Raw genomic sequence first — 18,733 nt, 5'->3', positions numbered from 1 at the left:
TCAATGAAAATTACAGCTATTCATCTTTACGCAATTCGTTTACCACTTCGCGATCCGTTTGTTATTAGTTATGGTTCTTATTCTGATATACCTTCTATTATCGTCAAAATGGAAACAGATGAAGGCATTATCGGTTACGGTGAAGGCGTTGCTGATGATCACGTTACAGGTGAATCATGGGAAAGTACTTTCCATGTTTTAAAACATACACTAGCTCCTGCTCTAATTGGGAAAAATCCAATGAATATCGAAAAAATACACGATATGATGGACAATACAATTTATGGTATTCCTACTGCGAAAGCTGCGATTGATATCGCTTGTTTTGATATAATGGGCAAAAAATTAAATCAACCTGTATATCAATTAATTGGCGGACGCTATCATGAAGAGTTTCCTGTCACTCACGTCTTAAGTATCGCCGATCCAGAAAATATGGCTGAGGAAGCTGCCTCTATGATTAAGAAAGGTTACCAATCTTTCAAAATGAAAGTCGGCACGAATGTAAAAGAAGATGTAAAACGAATTGAAGCTGTACGTGAACGTGTAGGAAATGATATCGCGATTCGTGTTGATGTAAACCAAGGCTGGAAAAATAGCGCAAACACATTAACAGCACTTCGTTCATTAGGTCATTTAAACATCGACTGGATTGAACAACCTGTTGTAGCGGATGATATTGACGCAATGGCTCATATTCGTTCGAAAACAGATCTTCCGCTTATGATTGATGAAGGACTAAAAGGCTCTCGTGAAATGCGCCAAATTATTAAATTAGACGCAGCTGATAAAGTGAATATAAAACTAATGAAATGCGGCGGCATATATCCAGCTGTAAAACTCGCTCATCAGGCTGAAATGGCAGGCATTGAATGCCAAGTTGGATCCATGGTCGAATCATCTGTTGCCTCTTCCGCAGGATTCCATGTCGCTTTCTCAAAAAAAATCATTACTAGCGTCGAGCTAACAGGACCATTAAAATTCACGAAAGACATCGGAAACTTACATTACGACGTACCATTTATTCGCTTAAACGAAAAGCCGGGACTTGGCATTGAAATAAACGAAAATATATTACAAGAATTAACCGTCTTTCAAGACGTTGTACGCTAAAGGAGGACTAACGCATGACGATTCTTTACGAAGGAAAATTAAAACAAAACAACGATTCATTTCACGTTACATTACTATCTTTAGAACATATGGAACAAATTTTATCATTACAAAACGTTATAGTTGAAGCGCTAGAAGATAAAGGTCGTTTACAACCACTCTCGCTAGAAGAATTTCAATACATTCTAGAAGGAAACGGCATGATGATCGGGGCGTTTATACAAAACGAGCTCATCGCATTTCGTGCCCTACTAGTCCCTCCTATCGACGATGAACATTTAGGGCTTGATATTGGTCTACCAGAAAGTCAGCTACACCGCGTCATCTATCAAGAAATCTCAAACGTTCATCCAAACTGCCGAGGAAATGGCATGCAAAAAATATTAGCCACAGTCATCATGGATGAATTACAAAAAGAAGACAGCCAGTACGACTATGTTTGCTGCACCGTTGCACCTTTCAACATCCCTAGTTTAAAAGATAAGTTTGCGCAAGGGATGGAAATTGCTGCACTGAAGGAGAAGTATGGCGGTAGTATGCGGTATGTTTTTGTGAAGGAATTGCGTAAGGACACAGAAAGAGATTGGACGAATGTTAAAAGTGTTCCGATGAGTGATGTTAGTGAAAAGCAAGCGTTACTTTCAGAGGGGTATCGTGGGTATGCGATGGAGAGAATAGACGATACTTTCACTGTGAAGTTTGGACGATAATCTATGTACAAAGAGAACCCTAATTCATTAGGGTTCTACTTTATTTCATTCCACAATCTAAAGTAATAACTAAACCGTCATCTTCCAACTAGATAACGCTAACCAGTTTTCCATTTCCTTATAATCAGGCATTATCTTGCCAACAAGACGCCAAAAAGAGCGATCATGATTTAAATGAACCATATGACACATTTCATGAACAACTACATAATCAATTACCCTTTGAGGTGCCATTGCTAGCTTCCAATTAAACGTTAGCTGTAGATTTGAATCACAAGTTCCCCACGTACGACTACTATCTGTAATACGAATAGAACGCGGTTTTGTTTTAAAGTTACTTTGATGCGCTTTAATACTCTTCTCTACTAATGCCTTGCACTGCTTATAGTAAAATCGTTTTAAAGCCTGCTGGATTTTCTCATTCTTAAGCTCATTCACGTAAATGTGTAGCTTATCCCCTTCAAAAACTGCATTGTCTTGCGTAATACTTGCATCTTGAGAAATCTGTATCGGATACGTATTCCCTAAATACAGAAAGCCCTCGCCTTGATCATAATCCTTTTCCTGTGGTCCAAGCGCTCGCTCCTGCATTTCCTTACGTGTTTTCTGAATCCAATCCCATTTCTCCTCTAGCAGCTGGACTAAGTATTCAACAGGTGTTCCCTTTGGAGCCTGCACTTCCACATTTCCGTACGAATCTACAAAAAGACGCACCGACTTTTTCTTCTTATAAGTTATATGAAAATTAATTGTCTCATCTAAATATGTATGTACCATTTCATCACCTAGTGTATTATTTTACAAATAAAAAAGAATAGGACACAAACGCCCTACTCTATCTATTATATCATTTACTGTTTCACCGAACTTATTATCCTCTGTACTTTACACCTAATCCCTTAATGAAATTCCTTGCGTATCTATCGCCGCACTCTTTGTAATGCTTATGGCCTTTCTTTCTTAATAAAGCGCCTAACTCTCCTTTTGTTACGATGACGCCTACGCTGTCTAATATATCAAGCACATCTTCACTCGTTAAAGATAGTGCTATTTTCATTTTCTTTAAAAGAAGGTTATTGGCACTCTCCTTGCTCTGTACAGGTGCCGGTTGCCCTGGTTTCGGATCTTGCTTCCCTCTTTTTAAAGTAATAAATCCATTTAAAAATGCCTCTAGCATCATCATGTCGCATGTTAATACGTACTCATCTTCGATTACATCATCATTTTCAGCTTCATGTTGTGGACTTCTCTTTACTTTTGTAAGCATATCAAGTACGTCCTCTTTCGTTACTTCCATCCCGCCAAGTTCAAAGATTTCTACCATATCTATATCTCTTATATCTAAAGCGTACCTTACTCTTTTTAATATATCGTTGTTGCTCATTGCCATTGTATTTCCTCCTGAAATGTTGATTATAGTAATGCTTTTAGCATGTATAAATTAATATCGTTAAGTTACTACTTTAACATTTTAGAGGTAGGTTTTGTAGTCTTAGGTGGATTAATGCTTTTGGGGATGATTTTAAAACAGCAAAAAAGGATGGGATAATCGCGCAAAATTACGGATGGGGATTTACTATTAATTAACACACTTAAAAATGGACTAACCTGATATAGGTTAGTCCATTTCTTTTTATGCAACTCTAATTTAGTGGGCAACTCAAACATGAATGTTACGCAAAATTCAGGTGAAATATATTGATTGTGTTTACTTAGGTTTTCCTTTTTATTTGTGGTACGGTTCACCGTAACTAATCTAAATGAGGTTATTGTTCATTATTTTCATAATTAAATTTAACAAAAAAGGTAGTGCCTTCCGAGCCTGTTTGAATTTCTATTTTCGCATTATGCCGGGTAGCAATAGCATAACATACGCCTAATCCCAATCCAGTTCCATTATCTTTGGTCGTGTAAAATGGAGTACCCAGTTTCTCTAATACTTCAGGCCTGATACCTTTTCCTTGATCCCGCACTGCAAGCACCACACAATTTTGACATTCCTTGTAGGTGCTAATGGTTAGAATTTTCCCTGTGCTCATCGCTTCTAAGCCATTACGGTATAGGTTTATTAATAATTGCCGTATCTCATTACGATTTAAAAGTAATTCTGGAATGTCATTTGTATCGACTTGAATATATTTATTTTGATTATACGTATCAATCTTTATTAAAGGAATAATATCGTGGATAATTGAATTTAAATCTAACATCTGCAAATCCGATTTCTTTGTATTACCCATTGAGAGAAATTCAGTAATAATAGAATTGGCACGGTCAAGTTCTTCAATCATTAATTTAAAGTACTTATTATGTTTCTCATAGGTGTGCTCTTCTTTTAATAACTGCAAAAACCCTCGTACTGTTGTCATTGGATTTCTAATCTCATGGCTGATACCTGCTGCCATTTGTCCTATTAAATCTATGTTGGATAACCTTTTCAATTCCTGCTCATATTGCTTTTTTTCCGTTATGTTTTTAAAAATACAACAAATACCATCATCATACGGGTATGCAATAACTTCGTGCCAATATTCATCAGAGATAGAAAAAAATTCGAAATGAACTGTAATTCGCTCTGACATTGCACGATGAAATTCCTTATACATAACTGCGTCGACGCTACTCGGGAAGACCTCCCATATATTCTTACCTAATACATCTTTTGCTGTTTTTCTTTGTGGAAAATATTGATGCTTATTTACGTACGTGAATTCCCATTTATTATTCAAAGTAAAGAATCCATCCGTAATAATTTCAATCACACTTGTAACTTTTTCATTAGCAGCAGTTAGTTCTCTCGTTCGCTCTTCCACCATGCTTTCAAGTTGATCCATATATAACAAGTTTGAAAACGTAGGAGCTGTGGCATCAACGATAGATTTTGCCAGTTGAATTTGGGAATTATCGTAATTGTGAGCTTTTCCCTCTTTGCCCACGACGATTACCCCTAATACTTCTCCCATTGAAACCAATGGAATCATCAGTAGACCCTTACTATCTATATTTTTTGTTTGAATAACCTCTTGGATCTTGGCTTCATAGCTTTTCTCCATCCAATCCGCTTCTGTCCAATCACAGTCCTTGCTTAACTTCGTTGTTTTAATCGTTGTTTTGTCTAGCGGGTCTAAAAGGTGGGCAGCCATGTTTTTACTCTCTAAAATCTGTCCTAAGTAAAAAAAACATTTATCAAAACTCTCCTGTATCGAGGAACACATTGATAAATCACGGGTAACATCTAGTAACAGCTGCTTCTCGGCAATAAGGTTTTCCTTTTGTGTTAAATTATTTGCGTTTTGAATTGCGACCGCAGCCATATTTACATAAGCTTCAACACTTTGAATCTCTGAATCTGTTAAGTTCATTGGAACTCCATAATCAAATAAAAAAACCAGACCAAATAACTCTTGTCCAAATGAGATAGGCAGGGCTAATAAGGACTTAATTTTGAACGCATCAACTGGTCTTGGATCCGGCCGATGATCCTTTGAGGTATCAGGGATATAGATGGTTTTTTTTGTTTCAATAACTTCTTTTGCCAGTAAGTCTATTTCAGGATCAATTACCTGAGTATCGAGCGTTACGCCATTTATGGTCTCTGGTTTCCCTGCAAACCCTCTAAATGTTCCATCTTCCTGGGGTAAATAAATTCCAACAGCGTTGCACCTAACAATCTCCTCTGATATCGCCATTGTTACACGCTGCAATACTTCACGTAGTTCTAATTTTGTATTTATTATTTTTGTTATATTCGCGAGCCTAGAATATCTCGTCTGATCACTTAACATTCACATAGCCTCCAAGTTATAGGCATATTAAAATAAACATGATAATATCAGTGAAAATCAAGACCAACCTGCCATTTTCAATTTTCTCCTGTATTCTTTTCTTACTCTTGTTTTACATAGAATACCTCACTTACTTATGATACGGTTCACCTTAATTAAAATGGAACAAACACTCATAAAATCGCTACACCCTATCCCCTCTAACTTTCAAAAGTTACACTGTTTCACTATCTCCATCCTTATCAACACTCGCCTCAAACTTATCAAGCAACGCACGCACTTCATCAGTTGATTTCGTGTTCATCAATTGATTTCTTAGTTCAGCAGCTCCAGGGAATCCTTTTACATAAATTTTGAAGAAGCGATGAAGCCCTGTGATTGAACGTGGTAGTACTTCTGCATATTGATCTTGAAGGTCAAGCTGCAGTCTTAAAAGGTCAAGGTGTTCTTGACTGCTATGCTCTCTCGGTTCTTTTTCAAAGGCAAACGGATTTTTAAAGATTCCTCGTCCAATCATAACGCCATCAATACCGTATTTTTCAGCAAGTTCCATTCCAGTTTGACGGTCAGGAATGTCTCCATTGATTGTTATTAGCGTATTTGGTGCGATACGGTCACGTAATTTTTTAATTTCCGGAATTAGTTCCCAGTGCGCATCTACTTGGCTCATTTCTTCTCTTGTACGTAAATGAATAGAAAGGTTTGCAATATCTTGTTTAAAAATGTGCGTTAACCAATCCTCCCACTCGCTTAACTCTTTAAAGCCAAGTCGTGTTTTTACGCTGACAGGTAGTCCGCCCGCTTTTGCTGCTTGAATAAGTTCTGCCGCAACGTCTGGACGTAGAATAAGACCACTACCTTTTCCTCTTGATGCTACGTTCGGTACAGGGCAGCCCATATTAATATCAATACCTTTAAATCCTAACTCTGCCATACCAATACTCATTTGACGGAAATATTCAGGATTATCTCCCCAAATATGCGCCACTATCGGTTGCTCATCTTCTGTAAAAATTAAACGGCCACGTACACTTTTCATACCTTCTGGATGACAATAGCTATCCGAGTTTGTAAACTCTGTGAAGAATACATCTGGGCTACCAGCTTCACTTACTACGTGACGGAAAACAACGTCTGTCACATCTTCCATGGGTGCAAGTACGAAAAATGGTCGTGGTAAATCATTCCAAAAATTATCTATCATTTCAAATTCAAATCCTCTCAATATGAATACAATTTCAAACTCTCAATTTAAAAATATAAAGCCAAATAGCAAAAGTACATTTGGACATTTATATTTTGTGAAAATCAGCAATATTCATTTTAACTAAAATCGTTGCTGAATGGTATTTTTATAAACCAAAAAGCAGATGGTATAGATTTTTCTATATCAACTGCTTTTTTATTATACCAACTTAAGCCAAGTCACACACTCTACATGAGTCGTATGCGGGAACATATCAACAGGCTGTACTTCCTGTGTCTTATATCCGCCTTCTTCTAGCACTTTTAAGTCGCGTGCTAATGTTGCTGGGTTACACGATACATATACGACGCGCTTTGGCTTCATGTCGATGATTGTGTTTAGTAATGCTTCATCACAGCCTTTACGCGGTGGGTCTACGACCATTGTGTCGGCGATTACGCCTTCTTTGTACCATTTTGGAATGACTACTTCTGCTTCTCCTACGCCAAATTCAGCGTTTGTCATGTTGTTTAGTGCTGCGTTTCGGTTTGCGTCTTCGATTGCTTCTGGGACGATTTCAACGCCGTACACTTTTTTCGCTTTTTGTGCTAGGAATAAGGAGATTGATCCAATTCCGCAATAGGCATCAATTACTGTTTCGTTACCATTTAATTTTGCGTATTCTAACGTTTTATCGTATAGCACTTTCGTTTGTTCTGGGTTTACTTGATAGAATGAACGTGCTGAAATCGCGAATTTAATGTCACCGATAAAGTCATAAATATATTCTGATCCGTACAGTACTGTCGTTTTGTCTCCGAAAATAACGTTTGTACGTTTCGTGTTTACGTTTTGAACGATTGATTTTACTTCTGGGAATTTCGCTGCGATTTCTTCAATGATTGCTTCTTTATTTGGCAATTCAGCTGTACGTGTAATAAAGACAAGCATAATTTCCCCTGTTACTTGTCCGTAGCGAGCCATTACGTGGCGAAGTGTTCCTTTGTTACGCTCTTCATTGTAAGCCGAAATACCGTGCTTTTCACAAATACGTTTTACTTCTTGAATTAATGTATCGTTTTCTTCCGCCTGAATTAAGCATGATTCCATATTAATGATGTCATGCGTTCCTTGACGATAGAAACCAGCTACAAGTCCACCTTCACGTTCTCCAATTGGCACTTGTGCTTTATTGCGGTATACCCACGGGTTTTTCATTCCAAGTACAGGATGAACAGGAACATCACTTAATCCACCGATGCGCTGCATAACGTCACGTACTTGTTTTTCTTTCGCTTTTAATTGTCCTTCATATGTTAAGTGCTGAAGTTGACAACCTCCGCACTCGTTGTACACGGGGCATTCTGCATCTTTACGATATGGACTTTCTTGATGAAGCTTCATTAAACGACCAAACGCGAAATTTTTCTTCACTTTAATAATTTTAATTTGCGCTTCCTCACCTGGTAATCCGTTTTTTACGAAAATAGGATATCCCTTCACTTTCGCAACACCGGCACCATCATGTGTTAAATCTTCAAACACTACATCTATAAACTCGTTTTTTTCAACTGGTGGCGTCATTTTTATACTCATTTTCCGACCTCTCTTTTTCATAACACTGCGTTACATTTTATCATACTTATATGGTCTATTTCTATTGGAAGAAAAAAAGCTATTGACGATAGTTCTCTAGTAATGTTACGCTACTACTAATTTAATACGGACGATGTTACCTCATATATAGTCGATAATATGGATCGAGAGTTTCTACCCGGCAACCTTAAATTGCTGGACTATGGGGAAAACTAATGAATATTAGCCTATGTATAAAAAAGACTCCTATTGATTAGCTTTCTCTCATAGATGAAAGTGAATCCATAGGGGTCTTTTTTTTATTTTTCAAAAAGGTCAGACATCTTACGTATGACATGAAACTTCCATTACTTTATTTTTAGTAATATAACGAGCGTTTTATGTAAAAACTTTATACGAACTTCTGAAAGGGGCAACTACATGCAATATGTAATGAGCATTATCGGTATTCTTGTCGTTTTAGGTTTATGCTTTGCTTTGTCAAACAACAAAAGTAAAATCAACTTCCGTGCAATTGCTATTATGATTGGTTTCCAAATTTTAATCGGTTGGTTTATGTTTGGCACAAAAATTGGTCAACAAATTATCATCTTCATTAGTAAAGTTTTCAACAAACTAATTAAACTTGGTACGACAGGTGTCGATTTTCTCTTTAATGGAATTCAAAGAGATTTTGTCTTTTTCTTAAATGTATTATTAATTATCGTATTTTTCTCAGCACTACTTTCTATCTTTAGTTATTTAGGTGTTTTACCATTCATCGTTCGCGTTGTCGGCGGTGCAATTTCAAAAATTACTGGTTTACCACGCGTTGAATCATTCCACGCAGTAAACTCTGTATTCTTCGGTTCAAGTGAAGCGTTAATCGTTATTAAAAACGATTTACAGCATTTTAATAAAAACCGTATGTTTATCATTTGTTGTTCTGCGATGAGCTCAGTTTCTGCTTCTGTTACAGCATCATACGTAATGATGTTAGATGCGAAATATGTACTAGCAGCTCTTCCACTAAACTTATTCTCAAGCTTAATCGTTTGTTCGTTATTAACACCAGTTGATACGAAAAAGGAAGATGAAGTGATTCAAAAATTTGATAGAACTCTATTCGGAGACAGCTTTATCGGCGCAATGATTAACGGTGCGCTTGATGGTTTAAAAGTAGCTGGTATCGTTGCCGCATTAATGATCGCCTTTATCGGTGTTATGGAAGTTGTAAACTACGTAATTAGCGCTGCTTCAGGTGCAATGGGATATGCTGTTACTTTACAACAAATCTTTGGTTATATACTTGCTCCATTCGCATTCTTAATGGGTATCCCAACTCATGATATTATCCCAGCTGGTGGTATTATGGGTACGAAGATTGTATTAAACGAGTTTGTAGCAATCCTTGATTTAAAAGGCGCTGCTGCAACATTAGATCCACGTACAGTTGGAATCGTTACTGTATTCTTAATTAGCTTTGCAAGTATTAGCCAAATTGGTGCGATCGTTGGTACAATCCGTGCCCTTTCTGAAAAGCAAGGAAGCATCGTATCAAAATTCGGTTGGAAAATGCTATTTGCATCGACACTTGCTTCTATTTTATCTGCAACAATCGCTGGATTGTTTATTTAATAAAAAATCACCTTACTTGTTTAAGTAAGGTGATTTTTTGATTCTTTATGAAACCGAGTGAAATTCGACCGCTTCTTCTGTATTGATAATCCTATCTTTATATATACCTTTTATTGAAATATAAATGATAGATTTGTTTATGTTTTTTAACTTTCCTAATGAAAAATGATAAAGTAATCCATCGCTTTTTAAGGTCCACATCTTCCCACTCCATGGCCCAGTAGCTTTTTGTTCATCCGATGCCTTTATTTCACCTTCATATTCACACTCTCCAAAAGGAGTTTTAATTGTATTCTTCTCTGTATCAATTCGAATATTTTTAATTAGTTTCAAATTCTCATCAGAGAGAATTTGAATTTCATGGTCTTTCTTTTTAAAAAAGAGTTTTCCGTCTTTTGTATTTATATATTATGCATTATTCATTTCATCTATCATAAAATCATATTCTTCTTTTGTAATACCCAAGTTTTGATGATAAGGAAAAGTTTTTTTCGGGATAATTTCTTCTTCTGCATACTTCAAATACCAATCTAAATTATTTGTAATGCTAGCGCTCATCTTATTTCCGATTTTCTCCAATTTCTCTTTTATCCCATAAGGAAATTCTAGCGTCATAATATCCGCCGTAACTTCCGCATTCATAAGGCGTGATGGAATATACTCCTCCACACTATTCGCTTTACTCACTTCACTTTGACAACCGACTATGAATAGCGATATGAAAAGGATATATACTAGTTTTTTATATTTCATTTCTGTTCTCCACTCCGTACATCATTCTTACTTACATTTATAGCGGTTCTTATTATAGTCCAAGATCCTGATATTTTAATAGAAACTACTCTACATATGCAAAATTGCATATTAATAAACCTTTCTCTTACTTTAAAATTAACTTAAATTTTTTACCAAAATATACAAATTACAAATGAACAATGTTATAATTTGTAAAAAATATATTGGAGGATATTATGAAAGCTCACGCCCTTTTCGACTTCTTACACTTACTAGTTTTAAGCATGAAAAGCTATTATGTATGGGGAATGCCAATCTATGTATTCATTATCCCTCTTATTTTTGTAGTAGGTTATATCATTATCAAATCAAATAAGAAACGCAAGAATACCTCTATTCAAAGTCACTAACCTACCATTCACCTAAAAATGATATGATGAACAAGGGTATATCCCCACCTCTCTTATAGCGGTGGGGATTTTAATGTAAGCATGCAACATAATACACAATAGAAGGTGATTTTATGAGAAAATACGCAGCGATTGCTTTATGTACATCTGCTATTCTAGTAGGCTGTAATACTAGCAATGTAAGCCAAGAACCTAAAAAAGAGAAAAAGGTACAAGAGGTCAAAAAACAAGAAGAGACGGTGCGGGAACAAGGTAAAATTTCTTATAATCCAATTACGCACGAATCTACAAACGCAAATATTCATATTACAGACATAAAAGATTCTTTAACCGAAGTACAATATAAAATTTGGCGCACTGCTGATGGAAAGGAAAGTGCTAAATCCTTTTCTTCTAAAGAGAAAAATCAACAATTTACACTTCCCTTTGATATAAAAGAATTTGAAGGAAAACGCGGTGAATATCAAATTGAAGCTACAGGAACAACAGAGGGCGGAAAAACTATTCCACTTACGAAATCTACTATTACTTTCGAGCAAAAAGTTCCTGTTCTTATGTACCACGCAATTGATGATTATCATGGACAAGGTATTAAAGATTTATTCGTATCGCCTGCTAACTTTGAAGCACAAATGAAGTATTTAAAAGAAAATGGTTATACTTTGTTAACGTTTGAACGCTGGGGCGATATAAATAAAGTAAACAAGCCGATTTTCGTTACATTTGATGACGGTATGAAAAATAATATGAATGCATTTCATGTTTTACAAAAACTAAAAGACGATACATTTAAACCAGCGGCAACAGAATATATGATTGTTGATAACGTTGATGTAGAAGGAGCTCTTTCTACATCTGAAATAAAAGAAATGGTTGATTCAGGTATTTTTTCTGTACAATCTCACACAGCAACACACGCAGACTTGCCGAAAATTACAAACTATGATGAAGAGTTAAAAGGATCAAAAGAAAAGCTAGAGAAAATAACAGGTAAGCCTGTTATCGCAATTGCTTATCCTTTCGGTCATGTAGATGATAAAGTTGTCGCAGAAACAAAGAAACACTATCAATTTGCAACAACAACGAAGCCTGGACAATTCATTACGAAGGGTGAACCTGATGAGTTGTTAAAAATGAAGCGTGTTCGCATACACCATACAACGACTGTAGAACAATTTGCTTCTTCGATTAAATAACTATTAGAGCTCAATACATTTTGAGCTCTCTTTTTACGTTATATTTATATATATTTTTAGAATTTTCTTGTATTATATATAGTAAGAAATCTTTCAAACTAAAGGAGATTATACATATGTCATTTGAACAAACGTTAGAGAAATATGCTGCCCTTGCAGTCAATGTTGGTGTTAATATTCAACCCGGACAAACTTTATCAATCAGTGCACCTCTTGAGGCTGTACAGTTTGTACGCCTAGTTACAGAAAAAGCATATAAATCTGGTGCAAAACACGTATATGTTGATTGGAATGATGAGACGTTAACACGCTTAAAGTTCGATCTAGCTCCTGAAGAAGCTTTCTCTGAATTCCCTTCTTGGAAAGCACATGCTCGTGAAGAATTAGCAAAAGAAGGCGCTGCATTTATGTCCATCTATGCAGAGAATCCTGATCTATTAAAAGGTGTAGAACCAAAGAAAATTGCAACAGCTCATAAAGTAGCTGGAGAAGCGATGAAAGTATACCGTGATTATGTACAAGCAGATAAAGTAAGCTGGTGCGTAATTTCTGTTCCTACGAAAGAATGGGCTGCAAAAGTATTCCCTGACGTAGCGCCAGAAGAACAAGAAACAAAACTATGGGATGCTATCTTCAAAGCTACTCGTGCTGATTTAGAAAATCCTGTGGAAGCATGGAAAGAACATGATGAAACACTACATACAAAAGTAGATTACTTAAACGAAAAACATTATAAAGCTCTTCACTATACAGGTCCTGGAACAGACTTAACAATCGAACTTCCAGAGAAGCATGTATGGGCTGGTGCTGGTAGCTTAAATGAAAAGAACGTAGCATTTATGGCTAACATTCCAACTGAAGAGGTATTTACAATGCCTCTTAAAACAGGTGTGAACGGCCAAGTATCTAGCACAAAACCGTTAGCATTTGCAGGTAATATTATTGATAACTTTACATTAACATTCGAAAACGGACGTATCGTAGACTATAAAGCTGAATCTGGTGAAGAGGCTTTAAAACATTTAGTAGAAACAGATGAAGGTTCTCACTTCTTAGGCGAAGTAGCTTTAGTACCTCATGATTCACCAATTTCAAACACAAATATTTTATTCTACAATACGCTATTTGATGAAAATGCATCTTGCCACCTTGCAATCGGAAATGCTTATGCATTTAACTTAATTGGCGGAAAAACAATGTCTAAAGAAGAACTTGCTGAAAATGGCGCAAATGCTAGTATTACACACGAAGATTTCATGATTGGATCAGCTGAGCTTGATATCGACGGCATTACAGCTGATGGAAGACATGAGCCGATCTTCCGTAAAGGTAACTGGGCGTTTTAATAAAAATAAAAGGCTATCTTCCACGCCGGAAGATAGCCTTTTATGATGCCGATGACACTTTCAGTCCAATTACTCCTAAAACAATAAAGAGAATACAAAATGCTTGGAATAAATTAATATGCTCTTTAAAAAAGTACACACTAATGATTGTAATAAGTAGCGTTCCCACACCAGACCAAATTGCATAAGCAATGCTTAAATGAATCTTTTTAACAACGATAGCAAACACGCTGAAACAAATTCCATAGAATACGAAAATAAGTACACTTGGAACAAGCTTTGTTAAACCGTTCGATAACTTCATCGCAATCGTTCCAGCTACTTCAAAAATAATTGTTACGAGTAATAATAGCCAATATACCATACTAGAATCTCCTTCTCTGTTACCTTATAGAGATTCTAGTATACTACTTATAGTCCTAACGAAATATATTTAATTTCTAAATATTCCTCGATACCGAAATGGCCTCCTTCACGGCCGATACCACTTTCTTTAAAGCCTCCAAATGGTGCTTGTGCAACTGATGGAAGGCCATCGTTTAAGCCGATAATTCCGTACTCTAACGCTTCACTAATTTGGAATGCTTGGCTAATATCTTTTGTGAAAATATAAGCAGCCAAGCCATATGGTGTATTATTTGCTCGTTCGATTACTTCTTCAACTGTTTTAAATTTCGCAACTGGTGCAACCGGTCCAAATGTTTCTTCATTCATACAAAGCATCGTGTCATTTGCCAAGCCAATTACTGTTGGCTGAATGAAATAACCATCTAACTCTGCAAATTTATGGCCACCGTATAAAACTTCTCCGCCCTTTTGAATTGCATCTTCAATATGTTCTTGTACTTTCGAAACTGCATTCGCATCAATAAGTGGACCTACAGTTGTTCCTTCGCCGAATCCATCTCCGACTTTAAGCTGCTCTACAGCTGTTGTGAACTTCCCTGCAAATTCTTCATACACTTCTTCTTGAACAAAGATGCGGTTTGTACATATACACGTTTGTCCTGCGTTACGGAATTTCGAACCAATTACCGCTTCTACCGCCTTATCTAAATCAGCATCATTCATAACAATAAATGGAGCGTGACCACCTAATTCAAGCGAAACCTTTTTCATCGTTTGCGCAGCGCTAGCCATTAATTCTTTTCCAATTTCAGTTGATCCTGTAAAGGAAACTTTTCGAACGCGCTCATCTTCCATCCACGTATCAGCAATTGCTTTTGCACTACCTGTTACAATATTTATTACACCTTTTGGAATATCTGCTTCATGTGCTAATTCAACTAACTTCAATGCAGTTAATGGCGTTTGACTCGCTGGTTTCACAACTGCCGTACAGCCTGCTGCAAGTGCTGGAGCTACCTTTCTCGTAATCATAGCAGCCGGGAAATTCCAAGGCGTAATAGCTGCCATAACCCCAACTGGTTGCTTCATAACTAAAATACGCTTATTCGGATGAGAAGCAGGAATCATTTCACCGTATATTCGCTTTCCTTCTTCTGCGTACCATTCAACAAAACTATTTGCATAATTCACTTCACCAAGTGCTTCTGCAAACGGCTTCCCTTGCTCTCTCGTCATGATTGCTGCAATTTCTTCTTTATTTTCATCAATGAGCGTGAACCATTTTTTTAACTTTACTGCGCGATCCGCTGCCGTTAATTTTGACCATAATTTAAAAGCCTCATGTGCAGCATCAACTGCTTGCTTTGCCTCTGTAATCCCGCCCTTTGGTACAGTTGCAAATACTTCCTTTGTCGCTGGATTATTCACTTCGATTTGTTCTTGCAGTGTAATCCACTCACCATTTATATACATCGCTTTTTTCTCTAAGTTTACGAACGTCGCTTTTTTATCCAATGTTTTCTTCCTCCTCTATGAACTTCTTAATCTTCCTAGTAGCAGCAGATTGACTTATTTGTAAAAACTCAGCCACTTTATAACTTGATCCATACGTTTTATACGCTTTAAGAATAATATTTCTCTCTACCTCTTCCAGCATTCTATAAAGACTTTGTCCGGATTGTTCAACTGTGGCCTCTTGCATAGATAGTGGCAAATCTTCTACCATTACAAAATCATCTGCAGTGATAACAATTCGTTCAATTACATTTTCAATCTCTCTATTATTTCCTTCCCAAGGGTACCCTACAAACATTTGTAACGTACTAGGAGCTAACTTTACATCCCGTCCGTACTTTTTATTAAAATGCTGTAAATAATGATAGATGAGCGGCAAAATGTCTTCTGTTCTCTCCCGAAGTGGTGGAATTGAAATTGGAATGACATTCAGACGATAGTATAAATCTTTCCGGAATGTTCCTTGTTTCACCATCGTACTTAAATCTCTATTTGTTGCCGCTACAATTCTAACGTCCACCTTTTTTAATTCTCTTCCGCCTATAGGACGAAACGTTTTTTCTTGCAATACTTGCAAAAGCTTCGCTTGAATTTCAAGCGGCATTTCACCAATTTCATCTAAGAAAAGGGTTCCTTTATGCGCTGATTCTAATAGCCCCTTTTTCCCTTCACGATTTGCACCTGTAAAAGACCCACCTGAATATCCAAAAAGCTCAGATTCGATTAAATTCGTCGGCAATGCCGCACAATTAATTTCATAGAAACTTTCATTCTTCCGGTGACTCACTTCATGCAAATGGCGTACTAATCGGCTTTTCCCCACTCCAGTCTCACCTAATACGAGAACAGTACTATCTACTACTGATACTTTTTTTATTGTTTCGATTATTTTTTGCATAGCGATACTTTTAAAAATAAGTCCTTCGTGTTCATATGTTTCTCTTAATTCTTTTTTATATGTTTTTAACTGATTATCCATTTCCTCTACCTTTTGACGTAATTGATAGAGTTCTGTAAGATCACGAGAATAACTAATCACTCTTCTTAAATTTCCCTCATCATCAAAAACAGGCCTTGTACGAACATGCAAATACTCTCCTGATTTCGTTGTTTGAACAAGTTCAACTGGCCTTTTCTTTTCAATTACTTCTAACGTTGCAGACGGATAAAAAATCCCTTCTTTTTGTAGTTCTTTTACATGCTTTCCTACTAATTCCTTAGCAGAGAGCTGGTAATGTCTTTCACACATGCTATTTACACGTACAACGATTCCTTTATCATCCGTAACAAAAATTTCGTCAAATGCATATTCAAATACATCTTGTAAATCCATCAACACTCGTTCCTTTTCTGCAACCATCCTAGCCACCCCTTACTTTAAATCCATCGATTCACTTCACTACCTTTATTATAAAGTGAATTTTCTGCATTTTATATAGAGTAAGCTAGAATGTTTTCAATTTGTTATTTATACAAATCTATTTATATTTTTCAACACATAATTCGCTGCCTTGAAAAATACAGAATGCCATCGCAACCACACCCTCACTTTGTTTTAGCTTGGCATGGGGCAGGAAAAGGGGCTGATCGATTCTATATATGACCAGATGCTCTCTTCCGCCTAAAAAGAAAAGCTTTATGCCCTTTTTTAAGTTATCCCAATTCTTTAAACACGAGCGATATTTGCTTGCTCATAACAAGCTTGCAATGATTCTTCAATTATTGTTAAACCTTCCTCAAGTTGCTCATCTGTAATCACTAATGGCATTAAAACACGAATAACATTTCCATATGTTCCTGCTGATAGTAGAAGTAATCCATGCTTATTTGCTTCTGCACATAAATTAGACGCTAGTGTTTTATCAGGCGCTTTCTTCTTGCGATCTTGAACGAGCTCGAATGCACACATTGCCCCTAAGCCGCGCACATCACCGATGCAATTATATTTGTTTTTCATCTCTTGGAATCGGTTCATTACGACTTTCCCTACTTCTATCGCTCTATCATTTAATTTCTCTTTTTCTATTACATCAAGCACAGCTAATGCAGCCGCACATCCTAGTGGGCTTCCTGCATATGTTCCGCCCAGTTCTCCCGGTGCAGACTCATTCATAATTTCTTTACGCCCAATGACACCACTTATCGGTACACCAGCACCTAATGATTTAGATACCGTAATTAAGTCTGGAACGACATCATAATGATCAATTGCAAAGTATTTTCCGGTACGACTAAAGCCTGTTTGAATTTCATCAGCTACAAATAAAATACCGTGCTCTGAACAAATGCTGCGTACTTCTTGAACGAATTTCTTACTTGGAACGATAAATCCGCCTTCCCCTTGAACAGGTTCCATTACAACTGCTGCAATTGTTTCTGGTGCTACTTCTGATATGAAGAAGTTCTTGAACTCTTCAATGATAAAGTCATCATACTGCTCTTCTGTTAAACCTTCTGGGCGACGGTATTCATATGGGAATGGCGCTTTATATACTTCTGGAGCAAATGGGCCAAATCCAAATTTATATGGTTTTACTTTACTTGTCATCGTCATTGTCATTAATGTACGCCCATGAAATCCTTTAGAAAATGCGATAATTCCAGGTCTCTTCGTATATTTACGAGCAATCTTCACTGCATTTTCAACCGCTTCTGCCCCACTATTTAAAAACAGCACTTGTTTATCGAAATTACCTGGCGCTAATGCGGCCAGCTTTTCTGCCAATTTAATATACGGCTCATACATCATCACATTAAATCCAGTATGAATATATTGATCTACTTGTTTATGAAGCGCTTCTTTAACAGCTGGATGACAGTGTCCTACATTAATTGTCCCAATTGCTCCTGCGAAATCAATGTACTGATTTCCATCCACATCTGTTACGAGTGCACCATTTGCAGACTGTACAAATGTTGGAATACCATTACTTACTCCTTTTGGTACTATATTTTGGCGGCGTTCTAATAAAGACGCTGCTTTCGGTCCTGGAATTTGTTCATTTACTTTAGCAAATTTTTTTGTGTTCACTGTGTACCCCATCCTTTTCTATACAATGTTTTCTCTTTATATTGCAAGATGTATGCCAACTTCCTCTTTCTAGTATTCATCCCATTCTCTTACTATCTCGGCATAAAAAATAAGTCTATAAAGACTCATATAGAGTCCTTATAGA

The 18,733-nt window shown here is 36.7% G+C and carries 14 protein-coding genes, 1 pseudogene and 1 riboswitch; of the genes and pseudogenes, 5 read left to right on the top strand and 10 right to left on the bottom strand.

The window, feature by feature from the left end; genetic code table 11:
* Positions 1-3: 3 nt before the first annotated feature.
* Complete coding sequence (locus B5P40_RS29700; RefSeq protein WP_113710384.1) at positions 4-1,113, top strand: mandelate racemase/muconate lactonizing enzyme family protein; 1,110 nt, start codon at positions 4-6, stop codon at positions 1,111-1,113.
* A gap of 14 nt (positions 1,114-1,127) precedes the next feature.
* Positions 1,128-1,823, top strand: coding sequence for a hypothetical protein (locus B5P40_RS29695; protein ID WP_002124919.1), 696 nt, complete (start codon positions 1,128-1,130; stop codon positions 1,821-1,823).
* Positions 1,824-1,892: 69 nt separating this feature from the next.
* Here the strand turns inward: B5P40_RS29695 and B5P40_RS29690 are convergent, their stop codons facing one another.
* The 5 genes from B5P40_RS29690 to rlmD all read right to left on the bottom strand — a co-directional run bounded on the left by B5P40_RS29690 (position 1,893) and on the right by rlmD (position 8,390).
* Positions 1,893-2,600: a M48 family metallopeptidase gene (locus B5P40_RS29690; protein WP_016121385.1), complete on the bottom strand. Its 708-nt coding sequence runs from the start codon at positions 2,598-2,600 to the stop codon at positions 1,893-1,895.
* 94 nt (positions 2,601-2,694) lie between these two features.
* Positions 2,695-3,213: a YehS family protein gene (locus B5P40_RS29685; RefSeq protein WP_002124916.1), complete on the bottom strand. Its 519-nt coding sequence runs from the start codon at positions 3,211-3,213 to the stop codon at positions 2,695-2,697.
* Positions 3,214-3,589: 376 nt separating this feature from the next.
* Positions 3,590-5,608 (bottom strand): GAF domain-containing sensor histidine kinase, encoded by a 2,019-nt coding sequence (locus B5P40_RS29680; RefSeq protein ID WP_113710383.1) that lies wholly within the window; start codon positions 5,606-5,608, stop codon positions 3,590-3,592.
* 214 nt (positions 5,609-5,822) lie between these two features.
* Positions 5,823-6,812 carry a tRNA dihydrouridine synthase gene (locus B5P40_RS29675; RefSeq protein WP_016121383.1) on the bottom strand — a complete coding sequence of 330 codons (990 nt, stop codon included), beginning with the start codon at positions 6,810-6,812 and terminating at the stop codon, positions 5,823-5,825.
* Between the two features lie 201 nt (positions 6,813-7,013).
* Positions 7,014-8,390 carry a 23S rRNA (uracil(1939)-C(5))-methyltransferase RlmD gene (gene rlmD, locus B5P40_RS29670; protein WP_002124913.1) on the bottom strand — a complete coding sequence of 459 codons (1,377 nt, stop codon included), beginning with the start codon at positions 8,388-8,390 and terminating at the stop codon, positions 7,014-7,016.
* 121 nt (positions 8,391-8,511) lie between these two features.
* Positions 8,512-8,613: riboswitch (purine riboswitch) on the top strand.
* Positions 8,614-8,810: 197 nt separating this feature from the next.
* Here rlmD and B5P40_RS29665 point away from each other — a divergent pair.
* Positions 8,811-10,007, top strand: a complete 1,197-nt coding sequence (locus tag B5P40_RS29665) for a NupC/NupG family nucleoside CNT transporter (RefSeq protein WP_002063580.1) — start codon at positions 8,811-8,813, stop codon at positions 10,005-10,007.
* 45 nt (positions 10,008-10,052) lie between these two features.
* On the opposite strand, the pseudogene B5P40_RS29660 reads toward B5P40_RS29665, so the two are convergent.
* Positions 10,053-10,760 (bottom strand): annotated as a pseudogene (locus tag B5P40_RS29660) (hypothetical protein).
* Between the two features lie 505 nt (positions 10,761-11,265).
* Here B5P40_RS29660 and B5P40_RS29655 point away from each other — a divergent pair.
* On the top strand, positions 11,266-12,348 hold the full coding sequence (locus B5P40_RS29655) for a polysaccharide deacetylase family protein (protein ID WP_002167040.1): 1,083 nt from the start codon (positions 11,266-11,268) through the stop codon (positions 12,346-12,348).
* Positions 12,349-12,464: 116 nt separating this feature from the next.
* A complete protein-coding gene (locus tag B5P40_RS29650) occupies positions 12,465-13,694 on the top strand; it encodes an aminopeptidase (RefSeq protein ID WP_002169285.1) in 1,230 nt (409 codons plus the stop codon).
* A gap of 40 nt (positions 13,695-13,734) precedes the next feature.
* Here B5P40_RS29650 and B5P40_RS29645 read toward each other — a convergent pair whose 3' ends face one another.
* From B5P40_RS29645 to gabT, 4 genes are all read right to left on the bottom strand, one after another.
* Positions 13,735-14,058: a DMT family transporter gene (locus B5P40_RS29645; protein ID WP_000263259.1), complete on the bottom strand. Its 324-nt coding sequence runs from the start codon at positions 14,056-14,058 to the stop codon at positions 13,735-13,737.
* 47 nt (positions 14,059-14,105) lie between these two features.
* Positions 14,106-15,557 carry an NADP-dependent succinate-semialdehyde dehydrogenase gene (gene gabD / locus B5P40_RS29640; RefSeq protein WP_002091321.1) on the bottom strand — a complete coding sequence of 484 codons (1,452 nt, stop codon included), beginning with the start codon at positions 15,555-15,557 and terminating at the stop codon, positions 14,106-14,108.
* Entirely contained in the window at positions 15,550-16,917 is a 1,368-nt protein-coding gene (locus B5P40_RS29635; protein WP_002167042.1) for a sigma-54 interaction domain-containing protein, read from the bottom strand. Before B5P40_RS29635 ends, gabD begins: the two co-directional genes overlap by 8 nt.
* Before the next feature lie 306 nt (positions 16,918-17,223).
* Positions 17,224-18,588, bottom strand: a complete 1,365-nt coding sequence (gene gabT, locus B5P40_RS29630; RefSeq protein ID WP_181462972.1) for a 4-aminobutyrate--2-oxoglutarate transaminase — start codon at positions 18,586-18,588, stop codon at positions 17,224-17,226.
* Between the last annotated feature and the right edge of the window lie 145 nt (positions 18,589-18,733).

Origin of the sequence: Bacillus sp. SRB_8 (assembly GCF_003264205.1) — a bacterium.
Lineage (GTDB): Bacteria > Bacillota > Bacilli > Bacillales > Bacillaceae_G > Bacillus_A > Bacillus_A mycoides.
The sequence above is the reverse complement of the archived record's forward strand: the minus strand, read 5'-3'. Positions and strand labels throughout refer to the sequence as shown.